This window comes from Nitrospinota bacterium, from assembly GCA_016235255.1.
Taxonomy (GTDB): domain Bacteria; phylum Nitrospinota_A; class UBA7883; order UBA7883; family JACRLM01; genus JACRLM01.
Map to the genome: position 1 here is coordinate 1 of JACRLM010000049.1, position 26,732 is coordinate 26,732.

Genomic DNA, 26,732 nt, shown 5'->3' on the forward strand with positions numbered 1-26,732 from the left:
AATCCATTCTTCCCTTGCCAGTTTTCCCGTTACCGTTTACTCTTTTCATGTGACCTCCTTGCTTTCCGTTGTTTTCGTTCAAAAACATGGTAGCAGGTGAGGTCATACCTTCGTTTCAACTAAGTTTAGGACACTTTCCCTGCTCGTATATTAGACCGGATAGATAGAATGAGTACGCGTTCTGGAATGAATTCTTGACTTTGCCGGCCAATTCGTCCACTGCGGAGCCATTTCCCGCCTTTTTTCCCTCGGCCGTCATGGATTGGCGCATCTGCTGGCTGTACTGCTCAAGAAGAGGATTGGATTTCTTGTTTTCCACTTCATCCGCCTTGACCTTTTCCAACTCCTTTTCGTGCCGGGCCAGTTCTTCCTTTTGCCGTTCATTGGCAAGCCTGGCCTCGACACCCGCATCTTCAAGCTTGCCTTTTATCAGGTAATTCTCCGCCTGAAAGTGATGCAAGAATATCTTTTCAAATCCGTATCCGCTATACGGGATGGCGTTATCGTTGGTAAGTATCGATCCGGCGCTGGCGCCTGTTTTGGACGCGCTGATAACAGCCTTGCTTTCACTGTCCTGGATGGCCGCAATGGCATCGTTATAATCCTGGATGCTTATGTCGGTCTCACCTACAAGTTGAGCGATTCTGCCTCTCTCCATCAAATAAAGGATTTTGTCCTTGTCCTTCCTGTATTTGTCCAATTCGCCCAATACTTTTTCCTTGGCGCCATTTTCAGGCAACGTGCCCACCATGTTGTTGACATACTCCGTGTATGAACGAAACATGTTAGACGTGGCGCATCCTGTGGAGAGGATGGCGATGGAGAACAAAAGCAAGCCTTGCAAAAGAGTCTTGAGTATAATCTTGCTTCCCTGATTAAACATCGCAGATTTAGCCAATCCCATTTCACCCTCTCTATACGTTTGCCATTTTTAAGGTCTCTCTACCAATTGATCTCTTTGGAGTCATCCACTTGCTGTGGCGCTTTTTTCTCTATTTCCTTGGAAACGCGGCAGATGTAGCCTACCTTTACTTCATTGGTTGTCCCCAATAATTGCGCTTTAGAGAATTTGGGTTGAATGTCAATGATCCTGATTTTCGCCACCTCGAACTCCGACGCCCCTAACGATGCCCCGGTGTCAGGGTCAATCATGTCCTCTCCCACTCTAAATACGGTTAAAAAGCTCCCTATCCTGAAATTAGAGCCATGGCCCCGGTTTAGAAAAACTGTGTTATTTTCCACCTTTACTATTTTCGTGGGGAAAATCGACTCAAGAACCCCGTTGACTAACTGGGAAACCGTTTTTTCCTTGAGCGACTCCAATAAATTAAGCGCGTTCAAATGCTTTCTTTCTTTGGAGCTATCGGTAACATCGACCTTGTCCGCAGAGACTATCCTTCCACTACGCGAATCTACTATCCGCATGTTCACTATCATTTCCCCGTTGGTCAGATGTTGAACCATGTTGGTGTATGGGATAGGTCTTGCGCTGGACGCGATGTCTACAAGCTCGATTTGCCCCATGATTAGATAATCCGCCCCCAGCATTTTCCCCATTCGCACAGCGGATGCCCCGGAAACCATGCCGCTATCGGAAAAAAGCTGCTCCTTGAGCACATCGTTTACGCGCTCTCGCTCCAGAACATCAAACTTGTTTGTCTTTACAAGGCTTGTTATGAAATCAGCGGTCAACATATTTGTCTGTTTTTCGTCCCACCCCACAACGCTTACCCCTGGGCCTGTCGCCACAAGCTTGCTGATAGCCTTGAAATCTAGAACCGCTATCGTCTTTCGTCTCGCTGCGTTCGCTGGTATGATTGAAACAAGGAAAGCGGCAATGATAAGAGCTAATAGCTTTATGGTGGTACCGCTGATATAAGCTTTATGGCTTGAATTGGATGGCACAACTCCCCTGATCTTCTTTTTTCTGCAGTATGCCATCTTAAGTCATATATCTCGATGTTAGGTTGATAATCGAACAGTTACCGTCATCTGAATTCAGCACAATTTACACCCAATAAACTTAGAATTACTATCCAACGAAAGTAGGATTTTTCTTTTATCCTTCCATTGATTCGTGTAATATTTACCCCATTGGGGTGGGGGACCGTAATGAGAAAATCTTCTCTCGTGCCGTTATGTGTCTATAAACAGGCCTTTGAACTGTTTAACGAACTCCGGCTTGATGGAACAAAGGATGATGTTGTCCCCGGCCTGATAAGGGGGAGCGCGAAAATCATCTCCGCCGAGTCTGCCGCCATTTGCGCCACCGATGATGTATCGCTGGCTCCTCTTGCCGGCGAGAGCATGGGATGGAATCTTGAGGGGCCGCCGGAGGTGATGGCCAGATACGCCTCAACATATTACTCTCACGATCCGCTGTATTACCGTTTCAAAACTTTCGCTCAATCAAAGTCCACTTTCGAAGTGATTCAAAATGTGGACGCGCTTTCCCGGCCAAAGATAGTTGATTCGGAATTTTTTTGCGAATTTCTAAGACCCCTGGGCCAGATGTATTATTTGAGCCTATACCTGAACATCGAAGATGCGCCTCCAATGTATATTGGATTTCACAGGCGGATCGGGTCGCGGCCTTTTTCGGATCGTGAAAAGGAAACAATCAAAATGCTCGCCCCGCAGATTTCGGAAAGGCTTCGGGCCGTCCGGTTCGGGGGGGGGGGTAAAATGCCCCGTCAAAACAAGAGTGGATTGCTCTCCCGCCGCGAGATGGAAATCGCCAAACATGTGGCGGCCGGACTGAAAAACAGGGAAATAGGCGAGACGCTTTTTATAACCGAGCAGACCGTGAAGGATCACATCTATAATATTTTCAGGAAAACCGGAGTGAATAACCGGGTGGGATTGGTGTGTTGGCTGTTAAATTGCCCAATCGCGGCTTTGGGCCAGACCGCTCGTGAGAAAGGCTGATGGGCCAGTCTCAAGCCGCTTCAACGCGCTTGATCTTGATTTTCCGTTCCAGATAGCCAAAATGCTCAAGATCGTAAGCCAATTGCATCCCAAGCCAGGTTTCCGGCGTGGATCCGAAGGCCTTTGACAGCCGGTAAGCCATTTCTATGGAAACGGAAGATTTGCCATTCACCAGGTTGGAAAGAGCCTGGCGGCCGACTCCAAGGCGTTTTGCGCCCTGGGTAATCGTCAGGTTCAACGGCTTCAAGCAATCCTCAAGCACAATCACGCCAGGATGAACCGGATTTTTCATCGCCATGCCGCAACCTCCTAATGATAATCAATATAATCAACTTCCGTGGCGTGACCGTCCTCAAATCGGAACGTCACTCGCCAATTGCCAGAGACCGACACCGCATAATGGCCTTTCATTGTTCCTTTAAGCGGATGCAACCGGAAACCGGGGATATTCATGCCCTCAGGTCCAGCGCTCCGGTCCAGCGCCGTCAAAATGCGCTTAAGTTTGCTGGCATGGTCTTGCGCGATTTTCGCCGAGCGCCCGCTTTCATAAAGTTCCTTCAATCCATTATGACGGAATGCTCTTACCATCTCTCAAGCGTACAGTGTCGCGCGACAGCATGCAACAGGATATTTTTTATTGAAGAAAAGCACACGGGGTCTTATTGATCTCGTCTGCCGTAAGCCAGAAGCATTGCCCTCACCCCGCCTTTTCCGCGTAAATCCGGTAGTTCATGTCCGGAAAAATGTTGTCCGCCTTCTCCATCTGGGCAAGTTCGGCTTCGTCTATGTTCTCTTGCGTCACTTCCTCGTAAAGCCGGTTGAACCGGAGCAGGTGTTCTTTCGTCCGCTTCACGGCGTACTGGGACATGGTGCCGGTCTTCATTATGAACGCCCAGTCGCTGCTTTGCGCCAGCAAAAGCTCCCGCGCCGCCTGGTTTAACGCCCGTTCCACAAGGCTTCCGTTTCCGTTGAGGTACTTTGCCGCAAGCTCCACCATCCTGTCCGCCGCCTTGTGCAGGTGACGGTATATCCAGTCGTTGCTTTCGTCCAGCCACACCTCGGCATACCCCTTGCTCCCCCAGGAGCTGGCCGCCGGCGCGGCCACCTGGTTGACCGAATACACCTGCAGGTAGTCGTAGGGGGTGATGGTCTCTATCCTGTCGGTCATGGCGCTGATCTTGCGCAGCATGAAGTTTAAAAACTCCGGGCCCTCATACCACCAGTGGCCGAAAAGCTCCGCGTCATAAGGCGCCACGATAAGGGGCGGCCTGTCTATGAGCGCGGCCAGCCTGTCTATCTGCTCGAGCCTGCGCCGCACGAAGTCCTCCGCGTGCTCGGAGGCCCGGGCCAGCGCGTCCCGCTGGACGTATATCTCCTTCTGGCCTCCGGCGCGGTTGGTTATCCGGTGGTATTTCACGCCGGTCATCTTCCTGTCCCCGGTGGCCTGGATGTACGGTTTTATATAGTCGTAGTCCAGGTCGAATCCGATGTCCCTGTAAAAATCGCGGTACACAGGATCGCCCGGGTATCCGTCCCGCGCGCTCCACACCTGCCTGCTCGACTCCACGTCCCGACCGAACACCGCCACGCCGTCCTTTGTATAAATGGGGGCGTAAACGCCGTAACGGGGCCTCGGGTCGGCATGGAGTACACCGTGGGCGTCGGTGAAGAAGAATAATATCCCTTCTTCCTTGAGGATTTTTTCAAAGCCGGGCTGGTAGCCGCACTCCGGCAGCCATATCCCCCGGGCGCGCCGCCCGAAAGTTTGTTCGTATTGATCGGCCGCCACCTTTATCTGCGCCCGCACCGCCGATTCGTTCACCGCCAGCAGGGGGAGATATCCATGGGTGGCGGCGGATGTGATTATCTCCAGACTGCCGTCGTCCTGGAACGCCCTGAAAGCGTTGACCAGGTCGAGCCCGTAACGATCCTCAAAAAGCTTCTTGCCCTCCGAAAACCTCCAGTGATACATCCTCGCCAGGTCGTTGAACTCCGGGGAGAATGTCGTGCGCTCGATCTCCTGTTCGCAAAGCTCCAAAAGCTTGTCCAGCCTTTTGAGGAACCGGCGCTGCAGAAGCTCGTCTTTGAGCATTGAAATGAGGGTGGGGGAGAGGGTCATGGTCAGCCGGAAGCTCACACCGTCCTTTTTCAGCCCCTCAAAGACGCTCAAAAGCGGGATATATGTCTCGATTATGGCCTCGAAAAGCCAGTCCTCTTCCAGGAACTCGTCGCTTTCCGGATGGCGCACGAACGGAAGATGCGCGTGAAGCGTCAGAGCAAGAAGCCCTTTAGACGGTGGCATTGTCCGGTCCTGTCCCCTCGAATTGTTTAAAGGTGGAATCGGCCGTTGTTAATTGATGGGCCTTATTTGCGGGCCCATTCCTCTTGGCTTATCAGGAACTCCTCATGACGCCGGGTCGAGCGGGACACGGTCGGCGAAATTTCCCTCAGTTCCACCCCGTCGGACGATTCCGCCGTCACCGGGATGTCCCTTATGCCGTCCGGCAGGAAGAACCTGGCCGTGAACGTTCCGTCCGGCCGCAGCGCCATCTTGCGGCCGAGCATGTGGACAGTGGCGTCCGGCTCCGTGCCGCCGTAAACTATCAGTTCACAGTCCAGCCAGAAGAAAAAGCCGCGCCCCTTTGCGCGGACCATCTGCTCCGACGCGCCGAAACTGGAGACGCCAAGGCTTGATATCTCCGAGAAGCTGGACACACCCTGCGATGAAATCTCCTCCAGCGGAACACCAAGCATGGACGACTCCATGCTTCCCATCATCATCCGCCCCGCATGGCCGTAAAGCGCCGTCATCGCCTCGGCCGGCCCGGACCATTCAAGCCCGGTGGAAGGCGACATCTCCGCCCGCGGCGTCCTGGCCACGTTGGACACCGCCACGGCGGCGAAGGCCCCGTCCGCGTCCATAAGGCCAAGGGCAACCCGGTACTCGCAGTCGGCCTTGTCAACATCCAGGTACCTGCTTCCGGCCGCAGGGTCCACCTCCACGTCGAAATACCTGTGGGCCGCGCCGGTGTTCACCCCGGTGACGTCGTACACACGGAGCGCCCAACGTACGGAGCCCCATTCGCGCCCAAGCGACGCCCTGGCCGCCTCCACCGCCTCGCCGGTGAGTTCCCAGTAAAGGTATAGTTTGAAAGGATCGCGCACCAGGGCCACAATCCGCGTGTCCCCATAGCTTTCCGGCAGGGCCGGGGCTGGGCGTGTATAGTCCACCGCTTCGTCGGCTATGAAGAATTTATTCTCGTCTATCTTTATGTCCCATCCGCCCCCCTTGCCTATGCCGTTTAGAATGCGCGGCCTTTGCGCGGCAGCCGGCGCGGCCTTCGGAGCGGCTGGCTGAGCCTTTGCGGGGGATGGTTTTGCCGCAACCTTTTCCACGGCCGGTTTTTTTACCGTAATGGACGGCGCGGGAACCGCTTTGGCCACCGGAGCGGGAGATACGGATACCTTGGCGGAGGGCGTGGACACTTTTGCCGCGGGCGCAACTTTCTCCGGAGCCGCCTTTTTAACTGTTGTGGCGGCCGGTTTGGCCGACTTTTTCGGTTCTTCTTTCACGGCTTTCGCCTTTTTTGGAACGGCCACCGCCTTTGGGGCGGACTTTTTCGCGGAGAGCTGAGCAACTTTGGACGGCTTTGATGCGGCCTTTGGAGCCGCTGGCTTCTTTGCGACAGTGGCCGGCGCGCTTTTCGCCGCAGGTCTCGCCGGGGCGGCCTTTTTCTTTCCCGGCAGGCCGCCGCCGGCCAGCGCCGCCACTATCTCTTCTTTTTTCATCGAAGAGGTGACCGCCAGTTTTTTCTTCGCCGCCATGTCCAGAAGCTCCGCTTTCGTCAGAGTGCCAAGTCCAATCGCCATGATTCCGTTTCCTCCGCCGCGGCCTTTTATAAAGGCCTCAGTTAAAAATTCAGTCCACCACCCTTGCCATGTTGAAACCTTGCAGACATCTCCCCTTCATGGGCTGGGAAGCCGTTGTACTTTATGGATTACAATTATCGAGCCATATCATGGACTGATGTTCTGTCCTCTAACGCATTGTATATTAAAGTAATATATCGCTGGAAGGATTGTGGTCGGATCCTGATGGGGGCTTGGTGTGGAAAAATAACAACACCAGTGTGGTGTAAACTCTACACTACGAGGATATCTTGTTCCAGACCTCTTCCACCTGGGCAAGAGTCGCTTCGGCTGGGCCGCCGTTGTCTATCACATAGTCCGCCAGGGAGGCTTTCTTCTCCAAAGGCCATTGGGCGGCGATCCTTTTGACCGCGTCGTCCCGGCTTATCCAGTCGCGCCGCATCCCTCTTTGGATCTGTGTTTCCCGGGGGCATGTCACAACGATCTTGACACCGATTGCGTCGCTCAAACCGGACTCGAACATCACAGCGGCTTCCACGACAATTGCCGACCCCGGATTTTTATCAAGCTCGGCCGCGGCCAGTTCGAACACCCTTGCCCGGATGATGGGGTGGAGAATGGATTCGAGGAGTTTGCGTTTGCCCTCGTCGGTGAATACTATGGCGCCAAGTTTTTTCCTGTCCAGCGAGCCGTCTGTAAGGAGGATATCCTTTCCGAATTTTTCAACCGTGGAAGCAAGGCCCGGTGTTCCCGGGGCCACAACTTCCCGCGCCAGCGCGTCGCAATCTATCAGGCAGGCCCCGTGGGCCTGCAACGCCCCGGCCACAAGGCTTTTGCCTGAGGCGTAGCCCCCCGTGACGCCGATCATGGGCATGGCGCCAATTTCCCGGGCAATGGAAATCCCGCCCTTTTCAGCGCATAGGCCAGCGATTCCATAGGCAGCCCGATGATGTTGGTGTAACTGCCACGGTATCCTGCGATCCATTTTGCGAATTTTCCCTGGATGGCGTACGCCCCCGCCTTGTCCAAAGGCTCGCCCCCGGCCACATATTCTTCGATCACATTGCGCGGCACCGGCTTGAAAAGCACGTATGACGCCTCCACCCGGGAATCGTGATAGCTGTCGCGCCCGCGCACGATGGCGAATCCGGTGATCACCATGTGCTCCCTGCCGGAAAGTTTTGAAAGCATCCTTTTCGCGTCCGCCGCGTCCACCGGTTTGCCGATTATTTCGCCGTCCAGGACCACCATCGTGTCCGCCGCGAGCACGAAATCGTCCGGGTATTCAGGGGCCACGGCGTCCGCTTTTCTCACGGCGATCACCCGTGCGTTCTCTTCCGGGGTAAGGGATGGGTCAATGTCCTCCCCCACTTCCGGCGCGGCGGCGGTGAAGCCGATCCCCGCCTCGGCCAGCAGCATCGCCCTTCGGGGGGAAGATGACGCAAGGACAAGTTTCATGTATTTTTTATTCAAAGTTAAAACGCTGGAAGTTTAGCACAACATGCGGTTGCGCGGGCCTGCGGATCACAGCCCAAGGGCTCCGCTACATCCCCACAATATTCACTCCGGATTCTTCCGGCGCCGACACCTTGCCAGCGCGGCGTATGTAATCGGCCACCACGTCGTAAACAGGGGCGTTGGCCGGGCGCAGGTTCTCTCCTGCGCGGTACAGGTTGCCCCCCCATGCGGAAATCTTGTATCTTCGGCCCAGGTCAATATCCTTCCCGTTCACCTTTATGTTATGCAGCCTGTCCATGGCCTTGCCGTTTATGTGGCAATCGTAGGCCACGCCCATAAGACGGCTCATGTCCCCGCCTTGCTGGAAATATGGATCGTCGTTGAAAACGTTGTCGGCCACGTCCTCCAATATGAGCTTTAGCCGATCGCCTTTCATGTCGAAGGTGCGCACGTCCGGATATGTCACCGCCGTCATGTCGAAAACGTCGTCCAGGGTGATGGGCGCCCCGGCCGGCACGGTGGATCCCCAGCGGTAGCCGGGGGAGAAGACTATTTCGGAGTCGTATTTGTCGCGGATGGCCTGCATTATCACATGGTCGAACGTGCCGTGAAAGGTGCCGCGCCGGAAAAGGGTGGTCTGGGCCACACCGAGCTTTTCTGAAAGTTTTGCGGCATATGGGGCATACGCGTTGCCGATAAGCTTCTGCATGGCCGTGTCGGCCGGTATGGCGGAGGAGAGCACGGGAATGAGCTTATAACGGTAACTTTCCACCTTTCCGTTTTTCACCTGGGCGTCTATCCTTCCCAGAAACTTGCCGTGGGTCCCCGCCTGGACCACCACGGTATTCCCCACCATTATTGGGGCGTACACCGCGTCGTGGGTATGGGCGGACACAAGGAAATCTATCCCTTTCACCTGCGAGGCCATTTTCTTGTCCACCTCAAGCCCGTTGTGGGAGAGGACAACCACCACGTCCACCCCCTTCGCCGAGCGCAGTTCGTCCACGTACGATTGCATGCGCTCCGGCTGGACGCCGAAGGTGAGCCCCGCCGAAAGGTCCGCCGGGTGCGCGATGGGGACGTATGGGAACGACTGGCCGACCACCCCCACCTTCACGCCATTGCGCTCATATACCTTGTACGCCGGATACACCGCCTCGCCCCACTCGGCGTCCCGGATGTTCTGGGCGAGGAAGTCCCCCTTGAATTCCTTGATAAGTTCGTCCACCCGCCCCCTGCCATATTGGAACTCCCAGTGGGGCGTCATCGCGTCCACACCCAGCAGGTTCTGGGCGTCCACCATCGCGCGCCCGGCGGTCCACATGGCCACGGCGGTCCCCTGCCATGTGTCCCCCCCGTCAAGTAGCAGCACTTTGCCGCCGCGCTCAGCCCGGACTTTTTTCACCATCGTGGCGATATGGGCGTATCCACCCATTTTCCCGAACTTTTTGGACAACTCCTCGAATCCGGCGCTTGATCCGAAATAGGCCTCCACGGCGCCGGGATCGAGCTTGTAATACTTCAGGAAGTCCGGTCCGGTAAGATGCCCCGGGGTCCTGTTCATGCTCTTCGGGCCGATATTGATGGAAGGCTCCCTGTAATAATGAGGCTTTAAGTGGCCGTGAGGATCGGTGACGAACAAAAGCGTCAGGTTGCCCAGCGGTTCGAATTCCATCACTTTTTCCGGTGAAGCCAGGGCCAGCGCCTCGAAAGGATTTTCGAAGGTTGCGGTAACGGAAGCGGCGATGGCGATTTGCATGAAGTCGCGGCGGGTGATGGAGCACATTGGCAGACCTCCGAATTGAACATTTTGTTCCGGCGCGCGTGACTTCGCCGCCCTCGTCCGATCCGCTATTCTACCCCTTCAAGCCGGGGCGTGGACATTCAAAGATGCGATGGGAAGGATAGTCTTTAGTGTATGATTTTATGGATGGCAATAAGGCCGCCGCCTGTTGGAAAGACTACCTTGCGTCCTCTTCCGGTATTACCGTCACTTCGCCCGCCGAACCGGCCTTTGTGCCGATTGGCATCTTGGTGATGGTGAACTTGGCGCGCAGCCCAGTCTGCAGGTTGTTCCAGTCCGCGTTCGTAAGGTGGGTGACGTGGAAGAAGAAACTGGCGCCGTCTTCCCGCTTGATGAACCCAAAGCCCCTGTCCGGCTTTATGTTGTCTATCACCCCCTCGAAAAGCTTTCCGGCCGCCTGCTCAAGTTCGTCCTGCCCGTTGGGGTGGTTTTCCATCCCCTCGCTGGTGTATTCGCGCATCTGTTCGGCCTTCTGCTCGGCGAACTTGGCGCGGCACTCGTCGCAGAAAAACGGCTGCCCCTCGCGAAGCCGCACGGTGGTGATCCTCTGGCGCGGCCCCTCGTGCAGCGGGGACTTGCACTCCACCATGAACTCCTCCGGCTTCCAGGCGATGGACTCCATCATGTCGTTGAGCCATATGATGTGATAGTCCTTCAGCCTTTTCTCGTCCTGCCTGTCGGAGTACACCTTGGCGCAGGACTGGCGGATGGAGGCAACCGCGACCCTTTTGCCAAGCTGGCGCACGCGCTGGAACATCGGGAAATAGTCCTTGTCCCCCACCACCGCAAGCGCGATGTCAAAGGAGTTTGGGATCACCGCGTTGTACATCATGGAGGTGGCCAGCGCGATGTCCACGCATTTTTCGCGGGGCGAGAAGGTGTCCTCGCCGCTCCGGTCGTCGTGCAGGATGCGGCGGCGCTGGTAATCTATCGGGAACGACTCCACTTCGTAATGATAGTCCTCCCGCAATAGCGAGAAGAAGTCCTTGCGGCGTCTGGCCCTGTCCTCGTCCATCACGTCGTAGTTGACCGGATAGCTGCCGAAAAGGAACGTGCGCACAAGGTCTAAGTCCGCAAGCCCTTCGCGTTTTTCAAGCTCGGCCATGAGGGCTTTGGGAAGCAGGCCGTAGTCAATGTAAAAACCGGGCTGGTTGGACTCTTTGGCCAGGTGGCGCAGGTTGGAGTATAGCCAGGTGCCGTCAATGAAGACCATTAATTTTATCATCACAAACTCTCACTTATTGTTTATAAGACTATTTTGACCGGTCCTCCGCCATGGCGTTTATTTTTGCCTGAAGCCGGATTCCCAAATCTCTCCATACGCTACCATACGCACAGTATTGCGTCAATCACGGCCGGCTTTCGCTCCGGCCATGTAATAGAGTATCCCGCAGCCTATGGCGGCGGCGCGAAGGGCCAGGAACGCCGGGGCCAGCGCTCCCACGGCCGCGTCCCGGCGAAAGGCGAAAATGGTGAACGGGACCGTTGACGCCGCAAAAGCGATAAGTAGGACCAGCGATGCCCACCCTGCCGGGTGTGAAACAGGGCAGAGCGCCCCAAGCCCGGCCGCCGCGAAGATAAGGGCGATCTGGAGTTTCAGTGTCTGGGGAGTGTATGTGTCCTTCACCATCTTTCCGGGGTGGCGCTTGTACACCACCATCCGCCAGTACCCTCGCCAGAATTTCAGCCGGGCGTATTTCCATGGCGAGCCGGGATGCCCCAGGTGTTTCACCTTCGCATCCGGGTTGAACACCATTTTCTTCCCCGCCGCCGAAAGCTTGTACGACAGGTCGGTGTCCTCGTTGTTGGCGTGGGGGAAAGACTGGTCGAACCCCCCTGTTTCCCGGAAATCACTGGAGCGGAACGCGGCGGAATATGTGTCCACCATGTCTATGCTCTCCGCCTTCTTTAGCATTTCGAACCGCTCCTCGAACTCCACCTGGGCAAAGCGCGCGGTAAGGCCTTCCTGGCCTGCGCCATACGCCCCCTTCACCGCCACCACGGCAGGATCGGCGAACGGTCTTGTCATCTGCTCTATCCAGCCGGGCTCCGGGACGCAGTCCGAGTCGGTGAACAGTATTATCTCCCCTGCCGCTTCTTTTGCGCCACGATTGCGGGCGGTGGCGGGGCCTGCGTTATCCTGCCGGATGTATTTTATCGGGAACTTGCGCGCTATCTCGCCGGTTGCGTCCGTGGAGCCGTCGTCCACCACGATCACTTCGTATGATCCGGCGGGGCATGTCTGCGCGGCAAGCGCAGAAAGGCATTGCCCGATGGAACGCTCCGCGTTGAAGGCCGGGACGACGACGCTTGCGCGCGGGGGCATGTCAGGCCACGTCCGAACCGGTGAGAAGGTGGCGCAGGAACACTTTGGCCGAGCGGAGCGTGCGGCGCATCTCGTCCGGGTCGGCCGCCATACGCACCGCCTTGCGGGCGATGTATGACGGGCGCAGGTAAAACTCGCGCCGGGCCTGGTCGCAGAATTTCACCATGTCCTTCGGAGTCAGGCTTTCCGTGCGGATCACCGTGTTGTGAAGGCCGGATGGGGTGAGCCATTTTGAGAAATCATCGGTGGAAAGGTAGCCGCGCTCTTCGTACCAGCCATAGGCCTCGGTACCCGGATATACCATGATGGGGTAGAACTGCGCCGTGTCCGGATTGAGCCTGCATGCAAGGTCGAGGGTCTTGCGCATCGTCTCCTTCGTCTCCCCCGGCAAGCCCACCATGAAGCAGCCGTGCACCAGCACCCCGGCCCTGCGGGCGTTGGACATGAACTCTTCCATTTTGTCCACGCTGGTCTTTTTGGATATGTTGTCCAGAAGCTGCTGAGACCCGCTTTCAAAGCCCACGCACATCAGCCGCAGCCCCGCTTCCTTCATCACGCGGATGGTCTCGTAGTCCAGGTCCGCCCGGGCGTTTATTATCCACTGCATCTTTATGCCGCGCCGGATCACCTCGCCGGAGATTTCGGCGCACCGCTTTTTGTTGATGGAAAAAGTGTCGTCCTCGAAAAAAATTGAGCGGGCGTGCGGGAAGTTGTCCCGGATATATTCCAGCTCGTCCACCACGTTCTTAACGCTCCGGTACCGCGCCTTGCGGCTCATGAGCGTCTGGGGATACACGCAGAACGAGCATGGGAAAGGGCACCCGCGGCTTGTGGTGATGGTCACCATCGGAGGGATGGCGTTGGCGTTAAAGTAGTTCTCTATGCGCAAAAACTTTTTATAGACCGAGCTTACAAAGGGTAGCTCGTCGAGTTCCTCGATAAAATCCCTGCGCGGGTTGGTTGTGGCCTTTTCCCCGTCGCGCCAGGCGATCCCCGCCACGGCGGCCGGCCCCGCGCCCCGCGAAAGGGACGCGGCAAGGTCTGTCACCGTGTGATCGTATTCCCCCATCGCCACCGCGTCCACGGCAGCGCTTAGCGCCAGCGATTCGGCCGGAAGGGCCGTCACATGCGTCCCCACCATGAGGATGAAAAGGCCGGGATTCTCCCGCTTGAGCCTTTCCATCACTTTCACGTCGTTGTGTATGCTGGGCGTGCTCGTCTCCGCCACCAGCAGTTTTGGGCCGAATTGCTTGATGCGCCGCGAGACATAGTCCTCGTCATGCCCGTCCGCCGGGGCGTCGATAAGGTCCACCCCGCTCCCCGCCTTCTCCGCCGCGCCGCAGGCGTACGCCAGCCACATTGGATAATAAAGCGTGCCGCTCTTGGTCACCGCCGGGCTTCTCTGGGGGCGCGAATAATTTTTCAGGAACGGAGGGTTGAGGAAAGTTATACGAAATTCGGGCATCACGCGATCCTTCTGATTAAATCGCCATACTGGCGCATCTGCTCGGCCAAAAATCCCATTTTACCGCCAAATGATATGGCCCCTTTGGGGCATATGCAATAACAATACATGCACTCCACGCAGCCCGCCGGCGGCGGCCCGGCCAGCGTGCGGGGAATGTCCAGTCCGGTGGGGCAGAACGCCGCGCATTTTTGCGGGCAATCGCCGCACTTGGCGGGATTGGCCGTAAGCGTGTCCACCTCCATTTCGTCCGCGATGAAGACGTCCTGGCGCAGGCCGGTGGCGAATAGCAGCTTGCCCACGATGTCGGTGGAGCAAATGGCGTCGAACAGCCGGGTGTTGCGCACCGCCAGAAAATATTTCTGGCGTTTCGGATTGTGTATGAAATAGGCGATGGGGCCAGCCTTGGGCGGGGCGAACGTGAAAGAGACGTCCAGCGGGTAATCGTCCACGAACCGCTCCCGTTCCGGGGTTATCAGCCCGCGCCGCTCCGCCTCGGCCAGCGTGCGCACCTTGCGCCACCCGAAGGAGGCGATCCTGGCCACCATCATGTCTATGGCGAAAGGATCGTTCCCGAAAAGGATCATGCCGGTCTTAATCGGCGTTCCCCTTGTCGGCCCCAGCCCTTCCATTGCGAACAGCCCGTCCACTATGTGCAGATGGGGCCTTACCGCCTTGTTGATGTTCAGGATGTTGGAGGCCAGCGAAAGGTGGGTCTTTTTCTTGTTCTCCTGCCCAACGAGACATCCCATCAGGTTTTTCAGGCACACGCTCATCCCCACTTCGAAATGGGTCTTCATCTTGGGCATGTTGATCAAAAGCGCCGCATCCAGGCATTCGCGCGCCACGCTCGCTTTCACCCCGTTCTCAAACTCCACTTCCGCCTTTTCAGAATAGTTAAGGTCGAGCGCCCTGATTCCGTAATGGCGGGCCAGCGCGTCCACCCTCAGCCGGGATATGACGTTTATGCCGCTCCGGTAAAATCCGCTGTTGGTCCCCTCGCCGATGGCGATGTCCGTGTGTCCGGCTTTTTTAAGATATTCGATCACGGCGGCCAGAAGGCGCAGGTCCGTGGTGTTGCCGGTGAGGGCGTTCATGTTGCTGTTGAGGTTCGGCTTTATCAGGACCGGAGCCCCTTTGTCGGCCGGGAATATGTCCTTGTACTTCGCGGCCAGTGTTTCGGCCACCGCTTTTTTTATCGCCCGGACGCCCTCGGCTTTTACGGCGTCAAACCTGATCATTGGAACAACCCAGCTCCTTCACAGCCTTGAAAACATCGTCAACCGCCACGGCGTCCATGCAGGAGCCGCGCTCCGGATACTTGCAGGAACTTTCGTCGCAAGACCGTCTGCAGGGGAAATCTTTTTCCACCACCCGGTTTTTCACTCCATACGGCCCGGTCTCCACGCTCTTGGAGGGGCCGAACACCGCCGCCACCGGCGTCCCGACGGCCGCCGCCATGTGCATAGGGCCGCTGTCGTTGCACACAAGCAACCCGGCGCGGGAGATCACCGCCATTAGCTGGCGCACCGTCAAATATCCCGTCAGGTCCGAAACGGCCCCGCCAGCGTTGCGCATCACCGCGTCCGTCACCGCTTTTTCCGACGGATGCCCAAGCAGGGCCACGTTCATCCCCAATTGGCCGGTCATCCGCGTTATCAATTCCGCGTACCGCTCCGGTTTCCACATCTTAAGCTCTAGCCGGGAACCGGGATGGACCAGCGCGAACGGCTTTGCGATCCCGCGCGCGGCCAGTATCCTGTCCGCCTCGGCGATCTCATCCGGGGTGAACCGCACGCCCCAGCCGGTCTCCATCGCAATGCATCCAAGATACCTTGCGATGTCTAAGTGATATTCTACCTTATGTTTAAGTCCTGTGTACGGGACCACATGGGTGAGCAGCCATCCACCCCCGCCGACATCGTAGCTGACCTTGTATCTGGCCCTTGCCGGGGCCACAATGGCCATGATCTCCCGGATGTCCCCCCTCGCCTCTATCACAAGGTCGAAACGGCGCTTCCGGAAGCTCTTGATAAAATCAAAATAGCCGGCCAGCGTGGCGTTTGGGTAAAACCAGAACGGGGTGAACGGGATCACCTCGTCTATATACGCATTGCCCGCAAGCGCGGGCGCGGACGAATCGGCGGTCAAAAACGCGATGGAAGCTCCTGTAAAGCGCTCCCGCAACGGTTTTAGCATCGGCAGGGTCATCAATGCATCACCAAGATAGGCCGTGCGGATCACGAGGATTGATCGCACACTGGCCGGATCTATCGGCTCCTGTGCGCGGAACATCGTGAAGGGGAAAGATACAATTTTGCCAACCGTGTCGGCGATGGCGGTGATGATCAGCTTTTTTTTGTTGATGATCTTGTACATGGAGCTTAGCGCTCCTCCCACAGCGAAAGCAGGAACTTTAGCATCGTCCCCCGGTGGTTTTCGGTCTGCGGTATCCATCTGTACTTATCGGCCCGCTCCGGGTCGAGCGTAATGTTAGGCGGATTGCCGTTAAGCCTGGTCCATCTGGCGCGCCCTTGCGTGGCGGCGTTCAAAAGCTCCATCGCGTGTCCCTTGAACGTCCCCTGCACGTGGTCCACCTGCGCCTGATAGCGGAAATAGCCGCATTCCATGTCACCGATGAAGCGGCTTGCCTCCCGCTCGTCCCAGAAAGCCGCGTTTGACGATGGGAATCGCGCAAGGGGTTTGTGCGTGTCGTTCCTTGTGATGATCTTCCGGCTGGAGGGGCCCTCCCAGTCAAAAAGGAATCTCACTGGCGCCGTGGGGAACCGGGCCAACGCCCCTGTGGCTATGGCCACCCCGATGGAAAATGAGACGACGCCGATTCTGTCCGGATCGGTCTGCGGCAGTTGCGCCGTCCACCGTATGATTTCGGAAAGCTCCATCTGGCTGGCCGGCCCCCAGTGGTCTTCCACCCCACCGGAGCCCCCCCTGCCGGATGGATCATATGTCACCACCACGTGCCCCAGCCCCGCCGTTTCCCACGCGCTTATCTCCCCTTTATAGTCGTAGTCCGTTCCGCGGCTGGCGCCGCCGGGGACGAACACCACCGCCGGGAATTTTACAGCGCCGGTGGCGGGGGCATGCACATGGACCCGCACGTTGACCCCGGACGACGTTTTCACCCATTCCTCGCGCATCACCGTTTCCATAAGCTTCACACCCAGGAAATTTTCGGTGAAACGGCGGTTGCGTCTTCTGGCGAACCCGTCGAAGATGCTCACTGCGCGTCCTTTTGGATAAGGGCTTCCTCGGAGAACCGGTCGAGAAAGTGCATGTACCCTGGGTGTCGCGAGGTGTAGCGTTCCAGTTCGGTTAAAAATTCCCCCATCGTTTCCACCGCCGCATCGGGTGAATCGCCCTTTACAAGGATCGGTTTTCCGATGACGATACGGTACGGTTTTGCTGCGCCCGGAATTATGAACATGGGAAGGAGCTTTGCGCCAGTCTTGGCGGCCAGGATGGCCGGGCCGAGTGGGAACATCACAGGTTTTCCGTGGAACCTGAAAAGATGGTGCCTGCCTATCCGCGTGCCCGTTCCCGTCCCGTCCCCGGTTATCATCAGCGCCCCGCCGTCCTTAAGCCACTTGAACGCAGGCCGCAGGAATCCGTCCGCCATCATCACTTCGGCCGGCATCATCGCCTCGTATTTCAGCCGCAGCCGGAACGCCACGTTCCTGCCGACCCAGCTTAGTCCCTCGTCGCTGGGGAAGCCCACCTGTTTCATTTTGTACCCCAGCCGCGCCAACGCCACAAGCGGCACGTGCGCGGGGCCGAAATGGCCGTGCACTAGAATTGCCCCTTTGCCGGCCGCAAGCGCCGCGTCCAGGTTTTCGCGCCCCTCGATTTCAATAAAGCGTTCCACCTCGGCGGCGCCAAACCTGGGGAAGATCAATATGAAAAGCCTGTCCACGTAGTGGTTTCGCATGTATTCCCGGATTGCCGCCTCGCCTTGCGCGCTCGCCGCGAAGGTTTCCCCCCTCACGTTCGCGAGGTTTTTGGCAAGCTCCCTTTTCTTTCCGCGGGAAAGGGCGAAATGCAAATCTCCCATGAAGCCTAGTATGGCAAGGCCCCATCGGATCGGGACCCCCAGTATCAGCCACCGAAGCGGATACCACACCACAAGCCGGAGTATGTCGCGCCCCAGCCTCTCTTTGACCACCATGCCGCGTTATTTCCCCTTCAGGCGCAAGGCCGCGTTGAAAAACGCTTCTATATACCATGTGCGCCGGTTCGTGTAATAAACAGGCTCAAGCAGGCTCATCCCCGGCTTTACGAGCCCTTCGGCCAATGCGATCTCGTGCAGTTTTGTGTGCGGCTCCACCCGGATGGAGTTGAACTCGAAATGCACCCGGCGCCCCAGCCTTTTTCTGGCCATGACGATGAATTTGGCCATGGCGATAAAATTGCCGATGGACTGCCCCGGCGGATTCTTGAAAAAGTTATAGCTTATCTCCACTCCCTCAAGCGCCGCGAGAGCCTCGAACGCCGACAGGATGTCCTTGCGTGATATGTTCTTCCCCAGCGCCTTGAGCGTGGAGTCGTCAAACCCGTCCGGCGACATTATAAAATGGACGCATCCCGCCGCCACCGCCGTCTCCGCCAGCTCGCTGGAAAGGCCGTTCTCGTTGAACCAGCCCGACCATTTGACTTTGACGCCGCGCTTTACCATCTCCCTCATTATGCCCATGGCGTGCTCTTTTGGTATGTTGAACACCGAATCGACGAAAGTGAACCGTTGCACACCGTTCTTTTCCGCCAGCGACTGGATGTGGTCCACAATTTTCACCGGGTCTTTGAGCCTGTAGTTCTTGCCGTTGAGAAAACCGTATATGCAATAGACGCAGCCTAAGGCGCAGCCGCGCTTGGTCTCCACGCCCACAGAATCTCGCACGCCAAGGTATGCCCCCACAGGGGCGGGGCCGATGGCGGGGGAGGGGAGGAAATTGATGTCCGGAGCGGCGCCGGGCCCGGAGAATTTGAGCGACCCTCCCTTGCGGTAATAAAGCGACGGCACGTTTTCCGGCCTGTCCATGTTTGAAAGCAGCCGGGCGAAAGTTTCCTCCCCCTCCAGGTACACGCCGAAATCCAGCCTCGGCTCGTTTTCCATTATCTCCCCGGCGTACATGGAGAATCCCGCGCCGCCGATGGCGATCTTAGCCCCCGGGGCTGCCGCTTTTATCACGTCCAGCGTTTCTTTTAGATATTTGTAATAGAAGACGACCACACGCTTGTTCGTGGAGTCTATATTGCGCAGCGACACCGCCGCCACGTCCGGGGCCATGGCCGCAAGCCTTTCAGAAAGCTCCTCGAAAGGCCTTTGGGAGACGTTCGGATCGTATATCTGCACAGTGTGGCCGGCCAGGGAACCGGCGATGGAGGCCAGCCCGAGCGGATACACCGGAGGTTCGCCGCCACCAAGCCAGGACTGGACAAGGAAGACTTTCATCGGCTCAGCCCAGGGCGGCCTTGGCCAGCTTGTAAATCCGCCGCAGGAAAATGTACAGCAGGCGTATCACAGGCCTCATCGCCGCGCTGTTCAGCACAGCCGTGGCCGGGGCGCTCACAAGCGCCTTTAGCGCAAGCCCGGGGAACTTCCCCCCCTTGGCCACTGTGAAAAGCAGGTTTAAATATGTCAGGTCCCGCATGGTGTACGTTTTCCTGTATATCTCTTCCCGTTCGTTCTTTATCAGGCCGCTTTGCCGCGCGTCGGTGTGCAGCTTTGTGCCGGGATAAAGGATCAGCCGGAAAGGCTGGAGCCGGAACGGCTTTGGTATATTGGAAATGAACCGCAGGCTGTCTATGCGGTCATCGTCGGTCTCCCCCGGCGCGTCGAGCAGGAAATCGTAGCTGGGGGGATACATCCGGTCCTTGAACGAGTTGATTATGCGGATCGCTTTTATCATCCTCTCGTTGTTCATGTTGCGCCGGTTATAGGCGCTCTGCATCTTCGACGAGCCGGACTCCACCCCCATCTGCACGTACACAAGCCCAGCGTCCACCAAAAGCCGCATCTTCTCATCGCTCACCGTAAGGGGGCTTATCAGGCACGAAAAGGGGAGGTTTACCTTTTCCTTGTACCTGACGCAAAAATCCCTCAGGTCATCAAGCTTGCGGGCCATGAACTCGTCGTCGGATATCCATATGAAGTTGACGTATGGGAAGGCTTTGCGCGTGTGTTCCAACTCCGCTATCACATGATCCACAGAGCGCCACCTGAGCTTGCCCTTGCCGCCGTACATCTGGTTGATGGTGTCGTTGATGCAATAAGTGCAGGCGTAGGGGCAGCCCCGGCTTGTCATGGTCTGGTATCCCACCTTCACCAGCATGCCGGACACTGTCCCCCTGCGCAGGAACGTTTCCATCAGCCCGTGGTCCAACGGTCTTATCTCCCCGTCGAAAAGGACGCTTTTTCCTTCAAAATCGTAGTCCGGCGCCGGATACACATCAAGGTCCTTGGGCAGGGGGCTGAGATTGTTGCGTATCACCGGTCCGTTTTTTTTCAGCCAGAGGTTTGGCGTGGCCGAATAGTCCTCGCCCCGCTCCATCCTTGTCACAAGTTCCAGCAGCGAGTCCTCCCCGTCCCCCACGCACGCCATGTCCGCGTGCTCCAGGCACTCCTCCGGCCTGATGGTGGGATGCACCCCGCCCCAGATCACCGGCTTTTCCGGGAACGCGCGCTTGATCGCTTTTGTTATCTGGACCGCGCAGTCGAAGAAATTGGTCATAAGCGTGATTCCAACAAGCCCGGAACCGGCGCAAAGCTGGGCCGTCCGTTCCATCACCTTCGCCGGATAGCGCTCCTCCATGTTTGCGTTAAGATCGTCGCCGAAGGGGTCGGGAAGGAAGATTATGTCCACTTGATGGCCATGTTTCTTCAAATGGGCCGAAAGTGTGCGCACACCGAAGGACGTGATGTCCGGATAGGGGGAAATGAGGGTGACTTTCATCTAATTAACCGCCGGCGGTCATGAATTATTTGACGCTCGAAGCGTCCAGCACCGCCCTGGACATGAGAAGGGCAAGCACGGTGTCCACCGATTCATCTATGGAAAGCGCGCCGGTCTCCACCACAAGCTCCGGGTTGGACGGTTCTTCGTATGGAGACGAGATGCCGGTGAATTCCGGGATTTCACCTTTGCGCGCCCGCTTATACATCCCCTTGACATCCCGCCCTTCACACACTTCAAGCGGGCATTTGCAGAACACTTCCAGGAAATCCCCGTGGGACATGATGTTGCGCACCCGTTCCCGGTCCCCCCGGAAAGGGGATATGAAGGCGGTGAGCGCTATGACCCCGGCCTCGACGAAAAGCTTGGCCGTCTCCCCCACGCGGCGTATGTTCTCCTCCCTCGCCTCCTTTGAAAATCCCAGGTCCGAGCAAAGGCCGTGGCGGACGTTGTCGCCGTCGAGCACCATGGTCTTGCATCCCATGCCGAAAAGGCGATCCTCCACGGCGTGGGCGAGGGTGGACTTGCCGGCTCCGGACAGCCCCGTGAACCATATCACCGCGGCGCGATGGCCGTTTTTCGATTCGCGCATCCGCCTTGTGACGGAGGCGTGGTGCCACACAACGTTATTTTTAGCCGGCATATTCAAAACGTCTCCACGGAAAAACTCTCGCCTTGATTATTGTAAATTCGGTTTTCCATCGCAAATACAGCCCCAAAGGATGGAAAAAAAGGTCATTATACCAGATAAAGACCGGGGAGGAATCCTTTAGCTTTTTACATGCGCCCCTCGCCTGTATATAATATGTAATTCTGGACAAGGAAGGCGATATGGAAAAAAAGACCGTTTACACCATTGCGGCCCCACGGCCGGTGGGCCCTTATTCGCAGGCGGTGGCGCTGGGCGACACCGTGTACACCGCCGGACAGATCGGACTGGACCCGAAGACCGGAAAGCTGGCCGGCGATGACGTTCAGGCGCAGACGCGCCAGGTGATGTCCAATCTGGAGGCGGTGCTTTCGGAGGCGGGGGCATCTTTTACAAACGTGGTAAAGACGACCATATACCTTGCGGACATGAAGGATTTTCCGGTGGTAAACGAGATATACGGCGCCATGTTCAAGGACAATCCCCCGGCAAGGTCCACCGTGCAGGTGGCGGGGCTGCCTTTGGGGGCGCTGGTGGAAATAGACATGATCGCCGGGCTGCCTGAAAGCTCGGCCTCTTTTTAAAGGCGGCGGCATGGCAAGTTCTATGACAGGTTACGGGCGGGCGGAGGTGGAAGTCTCCGGCAGGAGGATCACCCTTGAAGGCAAGTCGGTAAACCACCGGTATATCGAGATAAACATAAAAGCGGCGGCAAAGCCCTTCCAGATGGAAGAGATGATCCGCAAGGCGGTCAAGGGGCGTTTTTCAAGAGGCTATTTCGATTTTACGGTCACGGTGGCGGCTCCATCGGCCCAGACAGCGGATATCCGCGTGAACGAGCCCCTTCTTGACGGGTACATGAAGGCTTTCAGCGACATTGCCAAGCGCCACCACGTGGGGCATCCCCCTTCTCTGGGGGACATCCTGGGCATAAAGGACGTTTTCTTCATGGAAGGGGGGGATTTTGCCCTCGAGGAAAACTGGGATGTTATCGCCGGCCCGCTGGAGAGCGTGATCGGCCAGATCGAAACGATGAGAAAGACCGAAGGCCAGGTCGCCGTGGCCGACATCCGGGCAAGGTTGAACAGGATATCCGCCATGATGGAAAAAATATCCGCCGAATGCCTCCGCAACGTCAGAGAGCGCCATGAAAAACTCAAAGGCAGGATCATGCGGCTCATCGAGGACGCCGCCGTGGACGAGGCGAGATTTTCCCAGGAGGCCGCGATCCTGGCGGACAAGAGCGACTTTTCCGAGGAGATGGAAAGGCTTCAAAGCCACATGAAACAGGTGGACCAGCTTTTGTCCGGCGCCGGGGACGCAGGGCGCAAGCTGGAGTTTTTCCTGCAGGAGATGAACCGCGAGGCCAATACGCTGGGTTCCAAGGCCGCTTCCCCGGAAATCACGGCCGACGTGGTGGAAATCAAAAGCGAAATGGAAAAGATCCGCGAACAGGCGCAGAACCTGGAATGACCACCGGCTACAGGGAAAACAAAAGGGGTATCCTTTTCACGCTAAGCGCCCCTTCCGGCGCGGGCAAGACCACCGCCGCCAACCTGCTTCTGGAAAAAGCCGAGGGGCTGCGCCGCTCCATATCCCACACCACCAGGGCCAAAAGGGTGGGCGAGACCGACGGGGTGGACTATCATTTCGTCGGCCGTGAGCGGTTCGAAGAGATGGTCCGCCATGGCGATTTCATAGAATGGGCCGAGGTCCACGGCAACCTTTACGGGACATCGTTCGCCAACGTCGAGGAGACGGTCTCGCGGCTGCATAGCGACCTGCTGCTTGTGATAGACGTGCAGGGAGCCCGTGCCTTGAGGGAAAGGGGGGTGAACTGCCGGCTGATATTCCTGCTCCCCCCTTCAATGGAGGAGCTTCGGCGGCGGATTGAAACGCGGGGGACAGACACGGCGGAGTCGCTCGCCACAAGACTTGAAAATGCAAAGGCCGAAATGGCGGCCATGGAGGAGTTCGATTACGTGGTGGTTAATGACAACATAGACCAGGCCGTGGCCCAGCTTATGGCGATAATCACGGCCGAAAGGCTTAAGACTGAAAACAGGGGACTTAGGCCTAATAAGTCCGTATTGTCGAAAGGAGACAGCAAATGAATATGAAGTTGGCGAAAATACTCCGGTTCACCGGCGCGGTGTTGATCCTCGTCTTCGCGTCGCTGGGGGTCAAGGATGTGCTGCGCCGCGTGATGCCGATTCCTCAGCCGGGGCCGAGGCCGCCGGTGATGGACAAGGACACCTCGCCGTTTTACCTGGCGGAAGGGGCCATAGGCCACCAGTTGGACGGCTCGTATGTTTTTACGGACAAGGACGGGGCCAGCTTTGATATCGCCTCGTGGTATGACAAGCCGATGGTGGTGTCCTATGTGTTCACAAGCTGCACAGAGGTGTGCCCGATGGTGACCGCCAGCCTTGCGAAGATAGTCCGGGAGAACAAGGAGAGGTTCGGCAAGGATTTCCGGATAGTCACCATAGGCTTTGAGACGGAAAAGGACACGCCCAAGGCCATGGCCAAGTTCGCCGCCACGCATAACATAGACTCCGCCGACTGGAAATTCCTGAGCGGCTCGAAGGAGACCGTGGCGGCCCTGGCAAAAAAGCTGGGAGTGACCTACAAGTTCGAGCCGGGCAAAGGCTGGCTGCATTACATCGGGGTGACTATGGTGGCGCCGGGAGGAAAAGTGGCCGCCCAGCTTTTCGGGCCGGACTATTCCAACGAGCAGTTTTTCGATAAACTGGCCGCCGCCACCGGCAGGCCGCAAACGGATCAGGCCGCCAAAAGGTGAATATATTTGGCGCATTATCACGCCGGGCAAGTGTTATACAATCAATGTTAATCAAATGACCGGCTGTTTTGGAGGTTGAACATGTTGCTGTATATCGTTGAGTCGGCGGTTCCGCTGTTGGTGGGACTGCTTGTATGGGCCATTGTGGTGGCCTACCGCAAAGATGGCGGAAAGCACAGGAAAGTGGCCATGATGCACGCCATCGCCACATGGCTGTCCACCGTGATAGTGGTGACGCTTGTGCGGGCCGGATTCAGGATGGGTGAGCACGCCCCGGCCTGGATACAGGACCTGCACTGGAACATAATCATGTGGATTCCGCCGCTTCTGCTAATGCTGGCCCTTTCCGGACTCAGCAGGAAGAAGAACATCCATCTTCCCATCGCCGCCATCTATGTGGTGGTGTGGCTTGCCGCCCTCACCACGGGGGGGATGATGTTCTCCATGCACAAGGGATGGCTGTAAACGGAGGCTAATCCGAAAGGATTTTCTTTTTCCCCACAGGCCTGTCGGTGAAAACGGAGGAGCCCCCTTCTTCCTTATAGGTGTAGAAGACGGTCTTTTTGGCTCGAGCGGAAGAGGGCTCCAGCCGGGCCACGGTCACGGGCTCTTCCACCGCCCCGATCCTGCCTGCCAGGCGTGAATAGGCGTAATTGACCCTGTTGACGTAATCTATGGTCTCCTGGTATGGCGGGACGCCCCTGAATTTCTTCACAGCGTCCGGCCCGGCATTGTACGCCGCCAGCGCAAGCCGCTGGTTGCCGCCGAACTCGTTTAACATCAGCCGAAGATACCTGGCGCCGCCGTTGATGTTGTCCGCCGGATCGAAGGCGTTGGAGACGTTCATGTCCCGCGCGGTCTGCGGCATAAGCTGCATCAGCCCACGGGCGCCCTTGCGGGACACCGCATAGGGGTTGAAACCCGATTCCACCTTGATCACCGATTTTATCAGCCGGATGTCCAGGTTGTACCTTGCGGCGGCGGAGGCGATGATCGAATCATAACTGCTGGGGAATATCAAACGGCCGGAGGAGGAACCGTAATACCCCCGGCTCCGCGCCCCGGAGCGCTGGCCTTGAAAGTCGTATTTTTTAAGTACGGTGAAGTTAAGCTTGTTCTCCGGCAGATGGTCAGTAAAAAAAATGACGCCCCTGGAGTCCCGCAACATATACACTTCCGCCATGGCGGCGGGGACCGTCAAAAACAAGACGGCCATGAGAACCGCAAAAATAAAGGATCGCGCCATTTGAACCATTTGAAAACCCACCATAAACGTCGTCTAATTATAATATGAGTCAAAACTTACGACAAATAAGAACTGAGGTGGAAATTAAGCAAGTTGTGTGCCATGCGGTTTGGAGAATGGGAGCGCGGGCATCTTGCCAGATATCCTTTTCTTCCGCTTCCCCGTGGCCGCTGACCACGGATTCCTAAAGCGAGGAACCGGAGAAGATATTTCTTTTCATGGAACCGCATGTTAGATTTCCGGCATGGAAAACAATCCCCACAAAATCTTCTGGCATGATCGTGGTTACCTTCCGCATTTCGAGGGGGGCGAAATCCCGCAGACCGTCACTTTCAGGCTTTATGGCTCGCTGCCAAAAGAACTTTTATTGAAATGGAAGAGCGATCTGGCCAATGAACCGGAACTGAAAAGAAACGAAGAATTTCGGAACAGGGTTGAAGATTATTTGGACAATGGAGTTGGCGCGCGATGGCTGGCGGACAGGCGTGTCGCCGGTATGGTGGCGCAGGCGTTGGCGAAATTCGATGGCGAACGGTATTTGCTGCATGCGTGGGTTGTCATGCCCAATCATGTCCATGCGCTTTTTTCTCCATGCGCTGGCCACACCATTTCCTCGATATTGCAAAGCTGGAAATCCTTCACCGCCAAGGAAGCGAAAAAAGCGCTTGGGCTGGAGGGCAAATTCTGGCAACCGGAGTATTTCGACAGAGCCATCCGGAACGAACGGCATTTTGCCCTTGCTTGCGAATATATCGAAATGAATCCTGTAAAAGCAGATCTGGTGAACAAACCTTGCGAATGGCCATGGAGCAGCGCTTCCGCGTGAAGCGCTTTTCCCCCTGGGAGCGCGGGCGTCCCGCCCGCATCTTCCTGACGCCGCTTCGAAGGCGGAGTCAGGAAGAAATAAACTGAATTTTCAGTAAAAAGCACCCTTTGAATTATCGCGTGTTCTTTTCAAGGTAATGGAGCCTTCGAGGCTCCATTACCTTGTTGCGGGCAAGATGCCCGCGCTCCCTTAAGGAGGAAGAGGCTAACTCTTCGAGCTTACCCCCCCATCAAGCAAAACAATTAATGCCAGAAAGTGTCCTAAACTTAGTTGAAACGAAGGTATGACCTCACCTGCTACCATGTTTTTGAACGAAAACAACGGAAAGCAAGGAGGTCACATGAAAAGAGTAAACGGTAACGGGAAAACTGGCAAGGGAAGAATGGATT

General features: G+C 56.9%; 27 protein-coding genes. 7 read left to right on the forward strand and 20 right to left on the reverse strand.

The features are described from left to right. Positions 1-115: 115 nt before the first annotated feature. Together HZB29_06480 and HZB29_06485 are read right to left on the reverse strand one after the other, a co-directional pair. Positions 116-883 (reverse strand): hypothetical protein, encoded by a 768-nt coding sequence (locus HZB29_06480; GenBank protein ID MBI5815241.1) that lies wholly within the window; start codon positions 881-883, stop codon positions 116-118. A gap of 59 nt (positions 884-942) precedes the next feature. Then, positions 943-1,941 (reverse strand): hypothetical protein, encoded by a 999-nt coding sequence (locus tag HZB29_06485; protein ID MBI5815242.1) that lies wholly within the window; start codon positions 1,939-1,941, stop codon positions 943-945. Between the two features lie 171 nt (positions 1,942-2,112). Here HZB29_06485 and HZB29_06490 point away from each other — a divergent pair, with 171 nt between their 5' ends. Further along, positions 2,113-2,928, forward strand: coding sequence for a response regulator transcription factor (locus tag HZB29_06490; GenBank protein MBI5815243.1), 816 nt, complete (start codon positions 2,113-2,115; stop codon positions 2,926-2,928). Between the two features lie 10 nt (positions 2,929-2,938). On the opposite strand, the gene HZB29_06495 is transcribed toward HZB29_06490, so the two are convergent. The 17 genes from HZB29_06495 to cysC form a co-directional block, all read right to left on the reverse strand. Further along, on the reverse strand, positions 2,939-3,226 hold the full coding sequence (locus HZB29_06495; protein MBI5815244.1) for a HigA family addiction module antidote protein: 288 nt from the start codon (positions 3,224-3,226) through the stop codon (positions 2,939-2,941). Between the two features lie 11 nt (positions 3,227-3,237). After that, the gene (locus HZB29_06500) at positions 3,238-3,516 is read right to left on the reverse strand and encodes a type II toxin-antitoxin system RelE/ParE family toxin (protein ID MBI5815245.1); all 279 of its coding nucleotides are present in this window, start codon (positions 3,514-3,516) and stop codon (positions 3,238-3,240) included. Between the two features lie 109 nt (positions 3,517-3,625). Continuing rightward, a complete protein-coding gene (locus tag HZB29_06505; protein ID MBI5815246.1) occupies positions 3,626-5,230 on the reverse strand; it encodes a DUF1957 domain-containing protein in 1,605 nt (534 codons plus the stop codon). Positions 5,231-5,292: 62 nt separating this feature from the next. Further along, positions 5,293-6,798, reverse strand: a complete 1,506-nt coding sequence (locus HZB29_06510) for a DUF4912 domain-containing protein (protein MBI5815247.1) — start codon at positions 6,796-6,798, stop codon at positions 5,293-5,295. Between the two features lie 277 nt (positions 6,799-7,075). Beyond that, on the reverse strand, positions 7,076-7,666 hold the full coding sequence (locus HZB29_06515; protein ID MBI5815248.1) for a dephospho-CoA kinase: 591 nt from the start codon (positions 7,664-7,666) through the stop codon (positions 7,076-7,078). Further along, a complete protein-coding gene (gene maf, locus HZB29_06520) occupies positions 7,663-8,256 on the reverse strand; it encodes a septum formation protein Maf (protein MBI5815249.1) in 594 nt (197 codons plus the stop codon). The genes HZB29_06515 and maf overlap by 4 nt, the downstream gene beginning before the upstream one ends. An 85-nt stretch (positions 8,257-8,341) precedes the next feature. Continuing rightward, a complete protein-coding gene (soxB, locus tag HZB29_06525; protein ID MBI5815250.1) occupies positions 8,342-10,042 on the reverse strand; it encodes a thiosulfohydrolase SoxB in 1,701 nt (566 codons plus the stop codon). A gap of 175 nt (positions 10,043-10,217) precedes the next feature. Next, a complete protein-coding gene (locus tag HZB29_06530; protein ID MBI5815251.1) occupies positions 10,218-11,285 on the reverse strand; it encodes an NYN domain-containing protein in 1,068 nt (355 codons plus the stop codon). A 120-nt stretch (positions 11,286-11,405) separates the two neighbouring features. Continuing rightward, positions 11,406-12,386, reverse strand: coding sequence for a glycosyltransferase (locus HZB29_06535; GenBank protein MBI5815252.1), 981 nt, complete (start codon positions 12,384-12,386; stop codon positions 11,406-11,408). A gap of 1 nt (position 12,387) precedes the next feature. Beyond that, positions 12,388-13,851: a radical SAM protein gene (locus HZB29_06540; protein ID MBI5815253.1), complete on the reverse strand. Its 1,464-nt coding sequence runs from the start codon at positions 13,849-13,851 to the stop codon at positions 12,388-12,390. Beyond that, positions 13,851-15,092: a DUF362 domain-containing protein gene (locus HZB29_06545; protein ID MBI5815254.1), complete on the reverse strand. Its 1,242-nt coding sequence runs from the start codon at positions 15,090-15,092 to the stop codon at positions 13,851-13,853. The genes HZB29_06540 and HZB29_06545 overlap by 1 nt, the downstream gene beginning before the upstream one ends. Then, positions 15,079-16,230 (reverse strand): glycosyltransferase family 9 protein, encoded by a 1,152-nt coding sequence (locus HZB29_06550; GenBank protein MBI5815255.1) that lies wholly within the window; start codon positions 16,228-16,230, stop codon positions 15,079-15,081. Before HZB29_06550 ends, HZB29_06545 begins: the two co-directional genes overlap by 14 nt. A gap of 5 nt (positions 16,231-16,235) precedes the next feature. Then, positions 16,236-17,093, reverse strand: a complete 858-nt coding sequence (locus HZB29_06555) for a hypothetical protein (GenBank protein ID MBI5815256.1) — start codon at positions 17,091-17,093, stop codon at positions 16,236-16,238. Continuing rightward, a complete protein-coding gene (locus HZB29_06560; protein MBI5815257.1) occupies positions 17,090-18,034 on the reverse strand; it encodes a lysophospholipid acyltransferase family protein in 945 nt (314 codons plus the stop codon). The genes HZB29_06555 and HZB29_06560 overlap by 4 nt, the downstream gene beginning before the upstream one ends. 6 nt (positions 18,035-18,040) lie before the next feature. Continuing rightward, a complete protein-coding gene (locus HZB29_06565; protein MBI5815258.1) occupies positions 18,041-19,318 on the reverse strand; it encodes a cobalamin B12-binding domain-containing protein in 1,278 nt (425 codons plus the stop codon). 4 nt (positions 19,319-19,322) lie between these two features. Next, positions 19,323-20,819 (reverse strand): B12-binding domain-containing radical SAM protein, encoded by a 1,497-nt coding sequence (locus HZB29_06570; GenBank protein ID MBI5815259.1) that lies wholly within the window; start codon positions 20,817-20,819, stop codon positions 19,323-19,325. A 25-nt stretch (positions 20,820-20,844) separates the two neighbouring features. After that, complete coding sequence (cysC, locus tag HZB29_06575; protein ID MBI5815260.1) at positions 20,845-21,462, reverse strand: adenylyl-sulfate kinase; 618 nt, start codon at positions 21,460-21,462, stop codon at positions 20,845-20,847. 188 nt (positions 21,463-21,650) lie between these two features. On the opposite strand from cysC, the gene HZB29_06580 reads away from it, so the two are divergent. The 5 genes from HZB29_06580 to HZB29_06600 all read left to right on the forward strand — a co-directional run bounded on the left by HZB29_06580 (position 21,651) and on the right by HZB29_06600 (position 24,736). Beyond that, positions 21,651-22,052 carry a RidA family protein gene (locus tag HZB29_06580; protein ID MBI5815261.1) on the forward strand — a complete coding sequence of 134 codons (402 nt, stop codon included), beginning with the start codon at positions 21,651-21,653 and terminating at the stop codon, positions 22,050-22,052. A 10-nt stretch (positions 22,053-22,062) separates the two neighbouring features. Next, positions 22,063-22,941 (forward strand): YicC family protein, encoded by an 879-nt coding sequence (locus tag HZB29_06585; GenBank protein ID MBI5815262.1) that lies wholly within the window; start codon positions 22,063-22,065, stop codon positions 22,939-22,941. Continuing rightward, the gene (gene gmk / locus HZB29_06590; GenBank protein ID MBI5815263.1) at positions 22,938-23,582 is read left to right on the forward strand and encodes a guanylate kinase; all 645 of its coding nucleotides are present in this window, start codon (positions 22,938-22,940) and stop codon (positions 23,580-23,582) included. Before HZB29_06585 ends, gmk begins: the two co-directional genes overlap by 4 nt. Further along, complete coding sequence (locus tag HZB29_06595) at positions 23,579-24,271, forward strand: SCO family protein (GenBank protein MBI5815264.1); 693 nt, start codon at positions 23,579-23,581, stop codon at positions 24,269-24,271. Before gmk ends, HZB29_06595 begins: the two co-directional genes overlap by 4 nt. A gap of 81 nt (positions 24,272-24,352) precedes the next feature. After that, positions 24,353-24,736, forward strand: coding sequence for a hypothetical protein (locus HZB29_06600; protein MBI5815265.1), 384 nt, complete (start codon positions 24,353-24,355; stop codon positions 24,734-24,736). Between the two features lie 7 nt (positions 24,737-24,743). On the opposite strand, the gene HZB29_06605 is transcribed toward HZB29_06600, so the two are convergent. Next, on the reverse strand, positions 24,744-25,487 hold the full coding sequence (locus HZB29_06605; protein ID MBI5815266.1) for a lytic transglycosylase domain-containing protein: 744 nt from the start codon (positions 25,485-25,487) through the stop codon (positions 24,744-24,746). Between the two features lie 274 nt (positions 25,488-25,761). Here HZB29_06605 and HZB29_06610 point away from each other — a divergent pair, with 274 nt between their 5' ends. Beyond that, positions 25,762-26,343, forward strand: a complete 582-nt coding sequence (locus HZB29_06610) for a transposase (GenBank protein MBI5815267.1) — start codon at positions 25,762-25,764, stop codon at positions 26,341-26,343. Positions 26,344-26,732 lie beyond the last annotated feature (389 nt).